This window comes from Kitasatospora sp. NPDC036934, assembly GCF_055608425.1.
In genome coordinates, this window is the sequence record NZ_JBVJQR010000011.1 from 87,821 (window position 1) to 103,799 (window position 15,979).

Here is a 15,979-nt window from a genome sequence, read left to right on the forward strand (position 1 = left end):
CCCCCGGCCCGAACCGCCCGCCGAGCGCCCCCGACGGATGCCCCGGCACCCCACTGCGCCCCGCGCGCCCCGGCGCCCCTGGCGCCCGGGAATGGGCAGGGCGGAGGTCACGTTGGAACGGATGAAAATGACTTCCATTTCAATGCAAGGTTCCGACCCGGCCCCCCGAACCCCACACCACCAGACCCCAGGAGGACGCCCGATGGCCCGCAGTGAACTGCGCCCGGTGATCAAGCTCCGTTCCACCGCCGGCACCGGCTACACGTACGTGACCCGCACGAACCGCCGCAACGACCCGGACCGGATGGTCCTGCGCAAGTACGACCCGGCCGTGGGCCGGCACGTCGACTTCCGTGAAGAGCGCTGACCGCACGAACCCCCGGAGGAGCCCAGCCATGAAGCCCGGAATCCACCCCGCCTACCGCCCGGTCGTCTTCCGCGACAAGGTCGGCGGCCTCGCCTTCCTCACCCGCTCGACCGCCACCGGTGACCGCACCGTCGAGTGGGCGGACGGCAACACCTACCCGGTGATCGACGTCGAGATCTCCTCGGCGAGCCACCCCTTCTACACCGGCCAGTCCCGGGTGCTCGACACCGCGGGCCGGGTCGAGCAGTTCCGCCGCCGCTACGGCGACCGGCACTGACCGCAACGCTGGAACGGCGCCTCCCCTGGTCGGGGAGGCGCCGTTCCGGCGTGCACGGACAGGGGCTCAGTACGGCGGCCTGACCACCGGGCCCTAGGACTGCTGCTCGGGCGTCCAGCGCTTCTCGACGCCGGCCAGCTTCCAGTAGCCGATGGCGATCGCCCACACCACCACGAACAGCCCCGCGATCGCGTAGCCGACGTTGTCCAGCGAGACGTCCGCGACGAACCCGGTCACCGGGTCCGTCAGGTCGAGCTTCTCGTGCAGCACGCCGACCAGCTCGATGGTGCCAATGATGAAGGCCACCGCGATCGACAGCCCGGTGATGGTCAGGTTGTAGTACACCTTGCGCACCGGGTTGGAGAAGGCCCACTGGTACGCGAAGTTCATGAACGTCCCGTCCAGGGTGTCGAAGAGACTCATCCCGGCCGCGAACAGCAGCGGCAGGCAGACGATCGCGTACCAGGGCAGTCCGGCTGCCGCGCCCGAACCGGCCATCACCATCAGGGTGACCTCGGTCGCGGTGTCGAAACCCAGGCCCAGCACCATGCCGACCGGGAACATCTGCCCGGGCCGGGTGATCGAACGGGTCGCCCGGTTCAGGATCCGGGCCATGAAGCCGCGCGAGTCGAGGTGCTCCTCCAGCTCCGCCTCGTCGTACTTCCCGGCCCGCATCGAGCGGAACACCTTGAGGATGCCCAGCAGCGCCGCCAGGTTGAGCGCCCCGATCAGATAGAGGAAGGCGCCGGAGGCCGTGGTGCCGACCAGCCCGAGCCACTTGTGGGTGGCCGAGTCGTGGTCCATCAGGGTGTTCGCCAGCTGGGCGCCGCCCGCCACCAGGGCGGCCATCACCACCACCATCGAGGAGTGCCCGAGGGCGAACCAGAAGCCCACCGAGACCGGCCGCTTGCCGTCCGCCATCAGCTTGCGGGTGGTGTTGTCGATCACCGCGATGTGGTCGGCGTCGAAGGCGTGCCGCATGCCCAGGGTGTACGCGGTGATGCCCAGGCCGACCCCGAACACCTGGGTGCCGACCTGGTAGCCGTGGGGCGCGACCAGGAAGACCAGCGTCCCGAAGGCGGCCACGTGCATGGCGAGGATCACCCCCATCAGCCCGGCGGTCCGGAGGGTGTCCTCGCGCTTCCAGCGGAAGGTGGGCAGGACGGAGGGGGGCGCCGCCTCGGCGGGAGAGGCGGTTTCGGGCAGGGTCATCTCGGGATCACGCTCCAGCACCTCGTGGAATGACTTCGTGAGATGCCGTGGCCGGTCTCCTGGCTTACGGGGCTTCCGGACCCGCCTTCCCAGGCGCGCGAGGCGCCCAGTGGCATGTGGGTCCGGACAACTGTCCCCCGATCACAGTGGCGAGGGCCGCTCCGGACTGGGACCTGTTGAGGGTCCGTCACCGGTCTTCCCGAGCACCACGGCGGGGAACACCGTAGGGGTAGCACCACACCCCCGCAAGGCTGCGCACCTGTGCAGGTGTCCAGGATCACAGGTGGTGAGCTGCCAGAATGTCCGCATGCATCTCGTACCGGCCGACCGCGCGGGCCACCGCACCATCGACGGACACCGGGTCTGCGAGGCCATCGCCGCCATCGGGGACACCGCCCACGTCCGGTCCTGGGCCGAGCGGTTCTCCCTGCTCTCCGACCCCGGACGGCTCGCCCTGTTGCTCGCCCTCCACCGGGCCGGCCCGCTCGCCGTCAGCGACCTGGCGGTCGCCACCGGCATGCGCGACCCGGCCGTCTCCCAGGCCCTACGCCTGCTCCGCACCGCGGGCGTCGTCACCGGCGACAAGGACGGACGAGTGGTGCGCTACCGGCTCGTGGACGACGCCATGCGCCCCCTCCTCGACGAGTGCGCCGCAGCCGAGCACGACGAGCCGACCGCGGCGGCGGGCTGACGACCCGACCGACCTCCGACAAACCACGCCGAGACGCGGCCGGATGAGTACGATCACGATGTGCCGTCCCACCCCCACGTCTGGCCCGCCGACCGCTGGAACACCCGCCCGGTCAAGGCCCGCGTGCTGGCGGTCGCCCGCACCCTCACCTCCGCGACCCGGGTCCTGGACGTCCTCGCTCTGCTGAACCCGGACGGCATCGAGCGGTACTTCACCGTCAACCCCGGCTCCGCGTTCGCCGATCGCGCCCTGGACGAGTACCTCCACGGCCTGCCCGGCTACACCGTGCTCGACTGGGAGGACGCCGTCCGGCGCCGCTTCGACCTCGCCGTCGCCTGCGCCGTCCACGCCTCCATGCACCGCCTGGACGCCCGCCTGGTCGTCCTCCCGCACGGCGCCGGCTACAACCGCCTGGTCACCGAGTCCACCGGCGACACCGTCACCGCCGCCGGTCTCTCCCGCAACGAACTCACCCACCGCGGCCGGGTGTTCGTCGACGTCCTCGGCCTCTCCCACCCCGAACAGCTGGACCGGCTGCGGACCTCCTGCCCCGAGGCCCTGGACGTCGCCCGGGTCGTCGGCGACCCGTGCTTCGACCGGATCCTGCGCAGCCAACGCTCCCGCGACGGCTACCGCGCCGCGCTCGGCGCCGTCGACGGCCGTCGGCTCGTCGTCGTCAACTCCACCTGGAGCGAACACTCGTTATTTGGCCGCCACCCCGACCTCCCGCAGCGCCTGGTCCGCCGGCTGCCCGCCGACGAGTACACCGTGGCCGTCGTGCTGCACCCCAACATCTGGAGCCGGCACGACCCCGAGGCCCTGCTCGACGACGCCCGCCGGATGGGCCTGCGCCTCATCCCGCCCCACCAGGGCTGGCAGGCCGCACTCGTCGCCGCCGACTGCCTGATCGGCGACCACGGCTCGGTCTCCGTCTACGGCGCCGCCCTGGCGCGCCGCACCCTGCTCGTCGCCACCGGAGCCGCCGAACTCGACCCGCACTCCCCCAGCTACGCCTTCGGCCAGGCCGCGCCCGCACTCGACCCCGACGGCGACCTCGCCGCCCAGCTCGAACACGCCCTGAAAACCGACCCGGCCGGCCTCACCGACCTCACCGACCTCACCGACCGCTCCCTCGCCCACCGCGGCACCTCCGCCCGGATCCTGCGCCCCCTGCTCTACTCATTCCTCGACGGTCTCGACGAACCCCCCGGCGAACCGGCCCTGCCGCCCTACCCCCGGCCCGTCTCCCAGCCCGGAAGCACCGACCGGCCCACCGCGTACGACGTCGACGGCAGGAGCGAGGGGACGGAGGTCAGCCTGCGGCGTTACCCCTTCCGTCCCGACGACCACACCCCGCGCGGCTTCCACGCCCTCACCGACGACCACCCCGGCGACGCCCTGCGCTACACCGCCGAAGTCCTCGCCCGCACCGAGCCGTACGCGGAACTCCCGGCCACCCACTGGCTCGCCGACACCGCCGCCGAACTCCCCGGCCTCGCCGTCGCGGTGGCCGCCCTCGGCCCGGCCCGCCACGTCCTCCGGCTGCGCACCGGGCTGCTGCTGGAGGCCCGCGCCGAACCGGCCTTCGCGGACCCCGACCCCGTCCTCGACCCGCTGCTGCTCGGCTCCGCCGTGGCCTGCTGGCTCGCCGACGGCGGCGACCCGGGTGACCTGCCCGAGCACGGCCTCACCATCCGCACCGGCGAGCACCGCACCCGGGTGGCCTTCACCACCGGGCCCTAGGAGCCCGGGGACCGCTAGGGCCGCTAGGGCCGCCAGGGCCGCTAGGAGGCCAGTTCCCGCAGCCGCGCCCGGCTGTGCTCGGCCAGCTCCGGGTCGTCCAGCTCCTCGGCGAGCGCGACCAGCAGGACGTGGGCCTGGGCCTCCTTGGGGTACGCCTTCCGCTCCCGGGCCCGGCGCACGCAGTCGCCGGCGTGCTCGACCGCCAAAGCCAGCTGCCCCAGCGCCCGGTGGGCCCCGGCCCGGACCAGCGGCAGCTTCATCAGCATGTCGTCGTCCCCGGTGTCCACCGCCAGATCGGTGGCTCGGGCCAGCACCGCCAACGCCTCCTCCGGCCGCCCGTCGGCGATCAGCGCCTGCGCCAGGTTGTAGCTCTGCACGATCTCGCCGTGGGCGTCGCCCCGGTTCTCGGCCAAGGCCAGCGTGAACCGTTCCACCGCCTCGCCCGGACGGCCGTCGGCCAGGCACAGCAGGCCGTCGGTCTCGTGCAGCACGCCCACCACCCGGCGCTCGGCCACCAGCGGCAGCTGCTCCGCGGCGAGCGCCAACTGCTCGGCGGCCGGCCCGTACTCCCCGCGCTCGTAGTGGGCGCGGGCGAGCTGGTTGCGCATCCGGACCACCGCGTCCGGCTGGTTGTCCCACTGCGCCGATTCGACGCCCAGCCGGTGGGTGGCGATCCAGTCCTGGTAGAGCTTGCGGCCGTGGTAGAGCGGCCACAGCGACTCGCAGAGCCGCCACACCTCGCCGTGCCACCGCTGTTCGGCCGCCGCCTCCACCACCGCGCGCAGATTGGCCCGTTCGGCGTGCAGCCACTCCAGGGCCGCCGCCCCGGAGCCGAAGCCGGGCAGGCCCGCTCCGCCGGGCTCCTGCAGCCGCAGCCGCCGCCCCATCGCCCGGTCGGCCAGCGAGGAGCGGCCCCGGTAGTACGCCACCACCCGGGCCAGCAGGTCCACCCGGCCGGGGAATTCGCGCGTCCGGCCGTAGGCGTGCAGGCGCACCACGTCATGGGCGCGGAAGCGGTCCTCGGTGTCGGCGTCGAGCACCTCGTCCACCAGGTGTACGGCGCGCAGCTCGGCCAGCGCCTTCGCGGGGCTCTCCACGCCCGCCGCGCGGGCCAGTTCGGCCGAGACGAAGGGGCCGGGGTGCACCCCGATCAGCCGGTACAGCGCCCGCCCCTGCGGCGACAGCCGCTCGTACACCGCGTCGTAGGTCGGGCCGAGGCCGTTCTCCTCGTCCTCCAGCACGGCCAACCTGCCCTCCCGGTCGCGCAGTTCGGCCACCACCCGGCCGACCGCCAGGTGTTCCCGGTCCAGCAGCTGGCTCCCGACCGCGTTCAGGGTGAGCGGCAGCCCGCCGCACTCCTCGACCAGCTCCGCCAACTCCGCGTCGGTACCCCGCTCGCCCCCCAGCCACCTGCGCACCAGCTCGGCGCCGGCGGCCGCGCTCAGCGGCCCGAGCTGCCGCACGTCGGCACCGTCCGTCCGCAGCGCGGGCAGCCGGCGCCGGCTCGCGACCACCACCAGCCCGCTGGACGGGAGCAGCGCCCGGACCTCGGCGGCGTGCTCGACGTTGTCCAGGAAGAACAGGCAGCGGCGCTCGGCGGTGACGGTACGGAACTCGGTGAACCGCTCGGCCTCCGCCGCCGGCGGTTCGCTGCCGAGCGCCCGCAGGAAGCCGGCCAGCAGCTCCGGCAGGTCCACCCCGCTCTGGTGCCGGTAGGCCAGCAGGTCCGCGTAGAGGTCACCGTCCGGGAAGCGCGCCCGGTGCTCCTCGGTGAACTTGGCGATCAGCTCGGTCTTCCCGACCCCGCCGAGTCCGGTGAACACCACGATCCCGAGCCCGCCGGCCTCGACCCGGCCCAACGCCTCGACCAGCGCGGCGAGTTCCGGCTCGCGATTGACGAAGGGGCCGTGCGGCGAGCGGACCTGACGGGGCCTGGGCACCGGATCCGACTGGTGGAGGTGCAACGACCCGATGTCGCCTCCCACCTGGACCACGTGTCCGCCCACCGTGGCGCCTGACACGGTGTTCGTCACTTCGCGCCGATCCATCCGCCTGCTCCCTCCGGCCGGTCGGGCCCAGCCTACGGGCTGGGCCCCCGCCCGGCGGGCGGATCGAATGCTCAGGCCGCCTGACAGGTGGGGCACCAGAACAGGTTGCGGGCCGCGTGCTCCTCCGTCCGCACCTCCGTGCCGCAGACCAGGCAGGGCATCGCGGCGCGGCGGTAGACGTACACCTCGCCGCCGTGGTCGTCCACCCGGGGAGGGCGACCCATCGCCTCGGGGGTGTGCTCGGGGCGGACGGTGTCGATCCGGCCGGCCGCGACGCCCTCGCGCATCAGGGTGACCAGGTCGGCCCAGATCGCGTCCCACTCCCGGCGGGTGAGGTCGCGGCCGGCCCGGTGCGGGTCGATGTGGTGGCGGAACAGCACCTCGGCGCGGTACACGTTGCCGACCCCGGCCAGCACCTTCTGGTCCATCAGCAGCGCGGCGACGGTCGTGCGGCTGCCCGATATCCGGCGCCAGGCGGCCTCCGGGTCGGCGTCGGCGCGCAGCGGGTCGGGGCCGAGCCGGGCCGCGACGGCGGCCTTCTCGGCCTCGGTGATCAGCTTGCAGGTGTTGGGACCGCGCAGGTCGGCGTAGCCGTCGTCGTTGGCCAGCCGCAGCCGGACCAGGCCGACGGGCTCGGGCTCGGGACCGGTGCCGAAGGTGAAGCCGCCGTAGAGACCGAGGTGGACGTGCACCCAGGCACCCTCCTCGAAGCCGAGGAAGAGGTGCTTGCCGGTGGCCTCCGCGCCGGTGAGCAACTGCCCGTCGATCGCCTTGGCCTCGTCGGCGAAGCGGCCCTGCGGACTGGAGACCCGCACCGGGCGACCGCCGAAGGCCGTACGGTTCTGGCCGGCGAGGCGGTGGATGATGTGGCCTTCCGGCACGGGCTTCAGCTCCCCGGGTGGTTCTGGCGGGACCGCTCCATCATCGCAGCCGCCACCGACACCCCGGTTCAGCGGACCGGCATGCCCATCAGCCGGGCCAGGATGACGCGGTCCAGCTCGGCGGCCGTGCCGGCGACGTCCAGGTACGAGTTGTCGATGATCGGCAGCCCGGAGTTGTACCAGCCGGCCATCCGCCCGTGGATGCGCGCCACCTCCTCGTCGCCGAGCCGCCGGGTGCCGCCCCGGCGGGCGTTGCGGCGCAGCACCGAGTCCAGGCTGGGCAGCAGGACGACCGGGATCATGCCGGGGCCGATGTGGCGCTTCCAGCCGCCGAGGCCGATCGCCGGACGGTCCGGGAAGACGGCGTCGTCGATGATGCAGGAGATGCCGTTGGCAAGGTAGTTGCGGCAGGCGAAGCCGCAGGTGCGGCGGGCCAGCCGGTACTGGGCCTCGGAGGCGTTGTTCCAGCCGGCCTGCGGGTTGGCGAAGCCGGACTGCACCCACTCGCGGACGTCGTCCAGGCTGATGTGGGCGGTCGGGGTGGTCCGGCGCTCGGCCCAGTACCGGGCGACGGTGGTCTTGCCCGCCCCGGCCGGGCCGATCAGCAGGACGGCGATGGGACCGGCCGGCGTGTGCCGCTGCGGCGGGTGGGCGGGGAGCTGGACGGGCGTGCCGGAGGGCAGCACGAAGTGCCCGGTGCCGCCGGCCGGAACGGGCGCGCTGGGCGCGGGCGGCGGCGCCTGGACAGGAGCCGGAGCCGCAGCGGGCAAGGGGGCCGGCGCTGGACCGGGAGCCCCGGCCGGGGTCCGGGCCGCGGCGGGCGCGGGCACCGCAGCGGGCGCGGGCACCGCAGCGGGCGCGACGGGAGGCGGCGGAACCGGCGCGGCCGCGGGAACCGGCGCCCCCGGAGGAGCCGCCCCCGCCCCGCCCCCCGGTGGCACCGGCGGAGCGACGGGACGCGGCGGGACCTGCCCGCCTCCGGCGTACTGCGTCATGGCACCTCCCGACACCTCTCAGCGGGGACACTACACGGCGGCCCGGCGGCGGGCACAGTCCGCCGCCGGGCCGCTGAGCAGCCGTCAGAGCCGCTGATCGGCGATCCGAGCCGTCACCGCGAGGTGAGCTGCTCCGCCAGCGCCCGCAGCGCCAGCTCGTACGAACCGATCCCGAAGCCCGCGATGGTGCCGGAGGCCACCGCCGCGATCACCGAGGTGTGCCGGAAGGTCTCCCGCGCGTACGGGTTGGAGATGTGCACCTCGATCAGCGGCGCGGTGCGCTGCGCCGCGGCGTCCCGCATCGCGTACGAGTAGTGGGTGAACGCGCCCGGGTTGATCACCACGGGCACCTTCCCGTCGGCCGCCTCGTGCAGCCACTCCACCATCTGCTGCTCGGAGTTGGTCTCGTGGACCTCGACCTCGAAGCCGAACTCCTTCCCCAGCGCGGTGCAGCGCTCGACCAGTCCGGTGTACGAGGTGGCGCCGTAGACGTCCGGCTCGCGGCTGCCCAGTCGGCCCAGGTTTGGGCCGTTGAGCACCATCACCCGCGTCACGCCGAGACCTCCGCGTAGGCGGCGACCAGCAGGGACGGGTCGGGGCCCTCCAGCACGGAGGTCTTGCCGAGGCCGTCCAGGACGATGAAGCGGAGGAGGTCGCCGCGCGACTTCTTGTCGATCTTCATCGCGTCCAGCAGCTTGGGCCAGGCGTCCGCCCGGTAGCTCAGCGGCAGCCCGACCGAGGCCAGCACGGTGCGGTGCCGGTCGGCCGTCTCGTCGTCCAACCGCCCTGCCAGGCGGCCGAGTTCGGCGGCGAAGACCATGCCGATGGAGATCGCCGCGCCGTGCCGCCACTTGTAGCGCTCGTTGCGCTCGATGGCGTGGCCCAGGGTGTGGCCGTAGTTGAGGATCTCGCGCCGGCCGGACTCCTTGAGGTCCCCGGAGACGACGTCGGCCTTGACCTGGATGGCCCGGCGGATCAGCTCGACGGTGTGCGGGCCGGCCGGCGTCCGGGCGCCCTCGGGGTCGGCCTCGATCAGGTCGAGGATGGCCGGGTCGGCGATGAAGCCGCACTTGACGACCTCGGCGAGGCCGGAGACGTAGTCGTGCCTGGGCACGGTCTCCAGGGTGCCGAGGTCGGCCAGCACGCCCACCGGCGGGTGGAAGGCGCCGACCATGTTCTTGCCCTCGGCGATGTTGATGCCGGTCTTGCCGCCGACGGCCGCGTCGACCATGCCGAGCAGCGTGGTGGGCATGGAGATCCAGCGCACCCCGCGCAGCCAGGTGGCCGCGACGAAACCGGCCAGGTCGGTGGTGGCACCACCGCCGAGGCCGACGACGACGTCGCTGCGGGTGAAGCCGGTCTGCCCGAGCACCGACCAGCAGTAGGCGGCGACCTCGGCGCTCTTGGCCTCCTCGGCGTTCGGCACCTGGAGCCCGATCGCCTCGTACCCCTCGCCGGCCAGGTCCTCGCGGATGGCGTCGGCGGTGGCGGCCAGCGCCTCCGGGTGGATGATCGCGACCCGCCTGGCCCGCGTCCCGATCAGCGGCGCCAGTTCACCGAGCAGCTGGTGCCCGATCAGCACGTCGTACGGGTCGTGGCCGGCGCTGCCGCCGACGTGAATCCTGACGGTGGTGTCAGTCATGGGGGGTCTTCAGCTCCAGTGCTTCCAGTACGGCGTCCGCGACCTGCTCGGGGGTGCGGTCGGCGGTGTCGACGACGGCGGTGGCCACCTCCAGGTAGAGGGGGCGGCGGGCCTCCATCAGCTCGCGCCAGCGGGCCCGCGGATTGACGGCCAGCAGCGGCCGCGGGGCGTCCAGGCCGACCCGCTTGACGGCGTCGCCCAGCGGGACCTCCAGGAAGACCACCGGCAGCTCGCGCAGGAGCTCGCGGGTGGCCTCGGCCATCACCGCGCCGCCGCCGAGCGCCAGCACTCCGCGGTGGCCCTCGGCGGCCGCGCGCACGGCGCGGACCTCCAGCTCGCGGAAGTGCGACTCACCCTCGTCGATGAAGATCTCCGGGATGGGCTTGCCGGCCAGCGTCTCGATGTCGGCGTCGGTGTCCCGGAAGCCGACGCCCAGGCGCTCGGCCAGGGCCCGCCCGACGGTGGACTTGCCGCTGCCGGGCGGGCCGACCAGCACGACGACGGGAGAGGTCATCGGATGATCAGGTTGTCGAGGTAGCTCTGCACATTGCGACGGGTCTCCGACACGTTGTCGCCACCGAACTTCTCGTTCACCGCGTCGGCCAGCACCAGCGCGACCATCGCCTCGGCGACGATGCCGGCGGCCGGCACCGCGCAGACGTCCGAACGCTGGTGGTGCGCCTTGGCCGGCTCGCCGGTGCGCACGTCCAGGGTCTGCAGCGCCCGCGGCACGGTGGCGATCGGCTTCATCGCGGCGCGCACCCGCAGCACCTCGCCGGTGGAGAGCCCGCCCTCGGTGCCGCCGGAGCGGCCGGAGGTGCGCTTGACGCCCTCGGCGGTCGGGACGATCTCGTCGTGCGCCTTCGAGCCGGGCACCCGGGCCAGCTCGAAGCCGTCGCCGACCTCGACGCCCTTGATCGCCTGGATGCCCATCAGCGCGGCGGCCAGCCGGGCGTCGAGGCGGCGGTCCCAGTGCACGTGCGAACCGAGGCCCACCGGCACGCCGTACGCGAGCACCTCGACCACGCCGCCGAGGGTGTCGCCGTCCTTGTGGGCCTGGTCGATCTCGGCGACCATCGCCTTCGAGGCGTCCGCGTCCAGGCAGCGCACCGGGTCGGCGTCCAGCCGGGCCTCGTCCGAGGGCAGCGGCACCACGCCGGCCGGCGCCTTGGCGGCGGCCAGCTCGACCACGTGGCTGACGATCTCGATCCCGGCCACCTCGCGCAGGTACGCCCGGGCGACCGCGCCCAGCGCGACCCGGGCGGCCGTCTCCCGGGCGCTGGCGCGCTCCAGGATCGGCCGGGCCTCGTCGATCGAGTACTTCTGCATGCCGGCCAGGTCGGCGTGGCCCGGGCGCGGGCGGGTCAGCGCCTCGTTGCGGGCGAGGCCCGCCAGCACCTCGGGGTCGACCGGGTCGGCCGACATGACCTGCTCCCACTTCGGCCACTCGGTGTTGCCGACCATGATCGCGACCGGGCTGCCCATGGTCAGGCCGTGCCGGACGCCGCCGAGGAAGGTCACCTGGTCCTGTTCGAACTTCATCCGCGCCCCGCGGCCGTAACCGAGCCGGCGGCGCGCCAGCGCGTCGGCCACCACGTCGGTGGTGACCGGTACACCGGCGGGCAGGCCTTCCAGCGTCGCGACGAGTGCGGGGCCGTGCGACTCCCCCGCCGTCAGCCAGCGCAACGTACCCAACGGAGCTCCTTCATCAGCGGGCCGGCCCACGGCACCGCCGCGGCCCGCCCGAGCGTGCCTTCCGTCCGAATCCTTTCATGACCCGGCGGCACCCGGCGGCACAGTCCGGGTGCCGGACGGCAACCGGTCACACGGCGAAACGACCGGACCGGAACCGACGGGCTCAACGCCCGGCCAGCGCCCGCTCCCCGGCCGCGCGCATCGCCGCGAGCGGCCCGGGGGCGCGCCCGGTGAAGGCCTCGCTCTGCAGCACCGCCTGGTGGACCAGCAGGTCCAGACCACCGAGGACGGTCGCCCCGCGCTCGGCGCAGGCGGCCGCCAGCGCCGTCGGCCACGGGTGGTACAGCACGTCGAACAGCGCGCCCGGGGCCCCGGGCAGTGCGCCGGCGAAGGCGTCGGTCGCCCCGACCGGCGTGGTGGAGACGGTCAGCGGCCGCTCCAGCGCCTCGGCGCCGCGCTCCCAGTCGGCGGTGCGCACGGGCACACCGAGCCGCTCGCCCAACTCGGCCATCTCCCGGGCCCGCTCGGCGCTGCGCACGTAGACCGTCACCTCACCGGCGCAGACCTGGGCGAGCGCCGCCAGTGCCGAGGAGGCGGTGGCCCCGGCGCCCAGCACGGCGGCGGCCGACACCTCGGTGATGCCGCGCTCGCGCAGGGCGTTGACCAGCCCGGGGACGTCGGTGTTGTCGCCGGTGCGCCGCCCGTCTGCGGTGAACACCACGGTGTTCACCGCGTCCACCGCGCGGGCCGTCGCGCTGACCTCGTCCAGCAGCGGGATGACCGCCCGCTTCAGCGGCATGGTCAGCGACAGCCCGGCCCACTCGGCCTCGTCCAGTCCGGCCAGGAAGCCGGGCAGGCCGGCCTCGTCGACCTCGAAGCGGTCGTAGCGCCAGCCGTCCAGCCCGAGCGCCGCGAAGGCGGCCCGGTGCAGGTCCGGCGAGAGCGAGTGGGCGATCGGCGAGCCGAGGACGGCCGCCCGGTGCTTGCTGGTCAACGCTGGCTCTCCGTGAACGACGGTGCGGTGGCGGCTACTTGGTGGTGCAGTGCAGGCCGACCTTGTCGAAGCCCTGGCCCGCGGCCTTGCAGTACGCCTCGACGTTGGCCGCGTGCTCCTTGTCCGTCTCGGCGAACAGGGTTTGGGTCGGGGACATCGCGATGAAGTACAGCCACTTGCCGTCCGCGGGGTTGAGCGTCGCGTTGAGCGCCTCGTCGCCGGGGTTGGAGATCGGCGTCGGCGGCAGGCCCGGGTTGATGTACGTGTTGAACTTGTTGGACCCGTCGTTGATGTCCTTCGACGTGAGTTCCTTGCGGCCCAGCGAGTACTGCAGCGTGGTGTCCATGCCGAGCGTGTGGCGCACGGTGTCGCTCGCCAGACGGTTCTGGATGGTCCTGGCCATCTTGGCGAAGTCGCCCGGGTTGTTACCCTCGCGCTGCAGGATGCTCGCCTCGATGACGACCTCGTAGCCGTTCTTGAGGCCCGCCTTGGAGGCCTGGCCGTCCAGGTTGGCGTACTTGTCGGTGGCGGTCTTCACCATCTGCTTGAGCAGGTCCTCGGGCTTCATGCCGTCGGCGATGTTGTAGCGGGTCGGCCAGAGGAAGCCCTCGATGTTGCCGTTCGCGTAGCCCGGCAGACCGAGGTCGTTGACCTGGGCCTTGGCGACACCCGCCGTGGTGCCCTTCTGCAGCTTCAACTTGGTGTCGATGATGGCGTAGATCTCGGAGGAGTTCTTGCCCTCGGGGAACACGATCGCCGCGCCGCCCGCCTGGTCGAGCAGTTCCTTGAGCGCGGCCGCGGCCGGCATCTCCCGCTTCAAGGTGTAGAAGCCGTACTGGATCGTGCTGCACTTGGGTTCGGCGTCACAGGCCTTGGTGAAGGCGTCGACGCTCTTGACCACACCGGCGGCCTTCAGCGTGACGCCGATCTGCCCGCCGACCGCGCCCTGCTTGACCTCGACCTGGACGGAGCCGTTGCCCTCACCGGTGAAGTCCGGCGGCGGACCGAAGTGGTCCTTGTAGAAGCCGTAGCCCCACCAGCCCGCGCCGCCGAGCAGGCCCAGCAGCACCAGCGCGACGACCAGGCAGGCGCCGCCGTTGCGACGGCCCGCCTTCTTGCCGCTCTCCTTGCGCTTCTTCTTCGCCTCGCGGGAGTCGTCCTGCTCCCCTAGGAAGCCGTTCTGCTCCTCCTCGGCGTGCTCGTCGAGGTAGACGTCGCCGTGCTGCTCGTCCTCGCGCGGGCCGTCCCACTCCTCGGCCTCGGGCTCGTGCGCGCCGCCGACCGGATCGGCGCCGGCCTCCAGCGCGGCGGCCTCGGCCTCCCAGTCGATCCCGTCCGGGCCGGGCCCGGTGGCGGGCGCGGGTGCCGGGGCCTGCGGCGCCGCCTGCTGCCGGACGGGCTGCTGCTGGACCTGCTGGGGAGCGGCCTGCTGCTGGGGCATGCCCTGCTGCGGCATCGGCATCTGCTGCGGATAGCCCTGCTGGGCCATGCCCTGCTGCATCGGCATCTGCTGCAGGTGGGCCTGCTGGGCCATGCCCTGCTGCTGGTACCCCTGGTCGAAGCCGTGGTCGAAGCCCTGCTGCGGCACCTGCTGCTGCAGGCCCCCCATCTGCTGCGGATAGCCCTGCTGCTGGTACCCCTCCGGGTATTGCTGCTGCATGCCCGGCTGCATCTGCATCTGCTGCTGCGCGTACCCCTGCTGTACGTCCCCGTACGGCTGCTGACCCTGCTGGGCCTGCTGCGGGTACTGCTGCTGCCACTGGCCGTCCTGCTGGCCGGGGACCGGCTGCTGGCCGCCGTACCCGGGATCACCGGGGTGCCACGGCTCGCCCTGGGGGCCGTAGCCCCGACCCAGATCGGTCATTGATCCCCTTAACCGACGGTGACGACCGGAGGATCGGACCGGCCGTCCGGGACGACCGCCGTCCCGGCTGATTCTCGAACCGGCGTGCTAGCGCAGCGCCTGGGAGGAGACGTTACCGTACCGCAGCCGTACCCCCGCCCGGGCGAACGCACTGTCAGTGAGCGACCTCACGCTCGGCACACGGGCCCGTCACGGGGTGGCCGCCCCCGGTGCGGGAGGCGTGGCGGTGGCCGTATCGGAGGCCGGAGCGCTCGGTTTGGCGGCCCGGGCGGCGTTGAACTCCGCGACGTTCTTCTGCTGCACGTCGAAGCTGTCGGTGAAGCGGGTGTCGCCCGGCTTCACGGTCACGAAGTACAGCCAGTCCCCGGGCGTCGGGTCCAGGGCCGCCATGATCGCCTGCCGTCCGGGATTGGAGATCGGGGACGGCGGGAGCCCCGCGTGCATGTAGGTGTTGTACGGGGAGTCCAGCTTGGTGTCGGTGACGGTGGTGTTCAGGGTCGAGCGGCCGAGCGCGTAGTTGATGGTGGAGTCGAGCTGCAGCGGCATGCCCTTGGCCAGCCGGTTGTAGATGACCCGGGCCACCTTGCCCATGTCCTCGGTGTTGTCGGCCTCGCCCTGGACCATGCTGGCGACGGTGACCAGGCCGTACAGGCTCTGCCCGAGGTTCTGCGCGACGACGTTGGCGTCGTCCCGGCTGAACTCCTTGCCCGCCCGCTCGACCATCTGCTTCAGCAGGTCCAGCGCGGTGGTCCCGTCGGTGACGGCATAGGTCGCGGGGAACAGGTAGCCCTCCGGGCTGCCCTTGGCGAAGTCCGGCAGGCCGAGTTCGGCTCCCTGGTCCTGGGCGGCCTTCTGGGTGGTGCCGGCCGGCAGGTTCAGCTTCTTGTCGATCGCCGCGTAGATCTGGTAGCCGCGCCAACCCTCGGGAATGGTCAGGCCGTTGGCGTTGGCCGGGTCGATCAGGACGGCCAGCGCGGCGGCCGCCGACATCCGCTGCTTCAGGGTGTACGTCCCGGGCTGGATCCGCCCGGCGGCGGCCGCGCTGCCCTTCGCCGCCCGGGTGAAGGCGAGCGAGCTGGCCACCACCCCGTTGCGGACCAGGGCGGAGGCGATCTGGGACAGGCCGGCGCCCTCCGGCACCGAGACCTGGACGCTGCCGTTGCCCTGCCCCGCGTAGTCGGCGGCGGCCGGGGGTTTGCGCTGCTGCTGGAACCAGGTGTAGCCGGTGAGCCCGATCCCGCCGAACACCGCGATCAGGGCGAGGGCGGTGAGCGCGCAGGCCAGTCCGTTACGCCGTCGGTGCGGATCCGGCGCATCGTAGCGCGGCCGGGGCGCACCCGGAGGACGGCCCTCCGGCTCCAGCACCGGCGCACCCAGGTGTCCCGGGGTGAGGCCCGGGTGGAAGTCCTGGTCGGTCATGGCTCGCAGCCCCCTCGGCGGTCCCGAATCGCTGAGAATCGTCCCGAGGCGACTCGGATCGGTCCGAGGCAACCCGGAACGGTCCGAAACGGACACGGGAACGAACGAAAGAGGGGTCCGTGCGGACGCGTCCGCACGGACCCCTCTTCGG

General features: G+C 73.1%; 16 protein-coding genes and 1 riboswitch. Of the genes, 5 read left to right on the top strand and 11 right to left on the bottom strand.

Features of this window, described 5'->3' with window-relative positions; all coding sequences use genetic code 11:
- Positions 1–202 precede the first annotated feature (202 nt).
- Positions 203–367 (top strand): 50S ribosomal protein L33, encoded by a 165-nt coding sequence (gene rpmG, locus ACZ7BZ_RS18390; RefSeq protein ID WP_470359198.1) that lies wholly within the window; start codon positions 203–205, stop codon positions 365–367.
- Positions 368–395: 28 nt separating this feature from the next.
- Positions 396–644 (top strand): type B 50S ribosomal protein L31, encoded by a 249-nt coding sequence (locus ACZ7BZ_RS18395; RefSeq protein ID WP_380464069.1) that lies wholly within the window; start codon positions 396–398, stop codon positions 642–644.
- 93 nt (positions 645–737) lie between these two features.
- Here ACZ7BZ_RS18395 and nicT read toward each other — a convergent pair whose 3' ends face one another.
- Complete coding sequence (nicT, locus tag ACZ7BZ_RS18400; RefSeq protein ID WP_470359199.1) at positions 738–1,856, bottom strand: Nickel transporter NicT; 1,119 nt, start codon at positions 1,854–1,856, stop codon at positions 738–740.
- A 32-nt stretch (positions 1,857–1,888) separates the two neighbouring features.
- Positions 1,889–2,082: riboswitch (cobalamin riboswitch) on the bottom strand.
- Positions 2,083–2,163: 81 nt separating this feature from the next.
- On the opposite strand from nicT, the gene ACZ7BZ_RS18405 reads away from it, so the two are divergent.
- Both ACZ7BZ_RS18405 and ACZ7BZ_RS18410 read left to right on the top strand, forming a co-directional pair.
- Positions 2,164–2,547: an ArsR/SmtB family transcription factor gene (locus tag ACZ7BZ_RS18405; protein WP_470359200.1), complete on the top strand. Its 384-nt coding sequence runs from the start codon at positions 2,164–2,166 to the stop codon at positions 2,545–2,547.
- Between the two features lie 60 nt (positions 2,548–2,607).
- Positions 2,608–4,290: a hypothetical protein gene (locus ACZ7BZ_RS18410; RefSeq protein ID WP_470359201.1), complete on the top strand. Its 1,683-nt coding sequence runs from the start codon at positions 2,608–2,610 to the stop codon at positions 4,288–4,290.
- A gap of 41 nt (positions 4,291–4,331) precedes the next feature.
- Here the strand turns inward: ACZ7BZ_RS18410 and ACZ7BZ_RS18415 are convergent, their stop codons facing one another.
- From ACZ7BZ_RS18415 to mltG (ACZ7BZ_RS18455), 9 genes are all read right to left on the bottom strand, one after another.
- Complete coding sequence (locus tag ACZ7BZ_RS18415) at positions 4,332–6,323, bottom strand: AAA family ATPase (protein ID WP_470359202.1); 1,992 nt, start codon at positions 6,321–6,323, stop codon at positions 4,332–4,334.
- Between the two features lie 86 nt (positions 6,324–6,409).
- Positions 6,410–7,219, bottom strand: coding sequence for an Fpg/Nei family DNA glycosylase (locus ACZ7BZ_RS18420; RefSeq protein ID WP_470359203.1), 810 nt, complete (start codon positions 7,217–7,219; stop codon positions 6,410–6,412).
- 68 nt (positions 7,220–7,287) lie between these two features.
- On the bottom strand, positions 7,288–8,214 hold the full coding sequence (locus ACZ7BZ_RS18425) for an AAA family ATPase (protein WP_470359204.1): 927 nt from the start codon (positions 8,212–8,214) through the stop codon (positions 7,288–7,290).
- A gap of 113 nt (positions 8,215–8,327) precedes the next feature.
- Positions 8,328–8,756, bottom strand: coding sequence for a type II 3-dehydroquinate dehydratase (gene aroQ, locus ACZ7BZ_RS18430; RefSeq protein WP_030553681.1), 429 nt, complete (start codon positions 8,754–8,756; stop codon positions 8,328–8,330).
- A gap of 8 nt (positions 8,757–8,764) precedes the next feature.
- On the bottom strand, positions 8,765–9,856 hold the full coding sequence (gene aroB, locus ACZ7BZ_RS18435; protein WP_470359205.1) for a 3-dehydroquinate synthase: 1,092 nt from the start codon (positions 9,854–9,856) through the stop codon (positions 8,765–8,767).
- Positions 9,849–10,370 carry a shikimate kinase gene (locus ACZ7BZ_RS18440; protein ID WP_470359206.1) on the bottom strand — a complete coding sequence of 174 codons (522 nt, stop codon included), beginning with the start codon at positions 10,368–10,370 and terminating at the stop codon, positions 9,849–9,851. Before ACZ7BZ_RS18440 ends, aroB begins: the two co-directional genes overlap by 8 nt.
- Positions 10,367–11,551: a chorismate synthase gene (gene aroC / locus ACZ7BZ_RS18445; RefSeq protein ID WP_470359207.1), complete on the bottom strand. Its 1,185-nt coding sequence runs from the start codon at positions 11,549–11,551 to the stop codon at positions 10,367–10,369. The genes ACZ7BZ_RS18440 and aroC overlap by 4 nt, the downstream gene beginning before the upstream one ends.
- Before the next feature lie 163 nt (positions 11,552–11,714).
- Positions 11,715–12,545: a shikimate dehydrogenase gene (locus ACZ7BZ_RS18450; RefSeq protein WP_470359208.1), complete on the bottom strand. Its 831-nt coding sequence runs from the start codon at positions 12,543–12,545 to the stop codon at positions 11,715–11,717.
- Between the two features lie 34 nt (positions 12,546–12,579).
- Complete coding sequence (gene mltG, locus ACZ7BZ_RS18455) at positions 12,580–14,205, bottom strand: endolytic transglycosylase MltG (RefSeq protein WP_470359209.1); 1,626 nt, start codon at positions 14,203–14,205, stop codon at positions 12,580–12,582.
- Here mltG (ACZ7BZ_RS18455) and ACZ7BZ_RS18460 point away from each other — a divergent pair.
- Entirely contained in the window at positions 14,194–14,412 is a 219-nt protein-coding gene (locus tag ACZ7BZ_RS18460) for a hypothetical protein (protein ID WP_470359210.1), read from the top strand. The two genes, mltG (ACZ7BZ_RS18455) and ACZ7BZ_RS18460, sit on opposite strands and share 12 nt — an antisense overlap.
- 186 nt (positions 14,413–14,598) lie before the next feature.
- Here ACZ7BZ_RS18460 and mltG (ACZ7BZ_RS18465) read toward each other — a convergent pair whose 3' ends face one another.
- Positions 14,599–15,828 carry an endolytic transglycosylase MltG gene (gene mltG, locus ACZ7BZ_RS18465; RefSeq protein WP_470359211.1) on the bottom strand — a complete coding sequence of 410 codons (1,230 nt, stop codon included), beginning with the start codon at positions 15,826–15,828 and terminating at the stop codon, positions 14,599–14,601.
- Positions 15,829–15,979 lie beyond the last annotated feature (151 nt).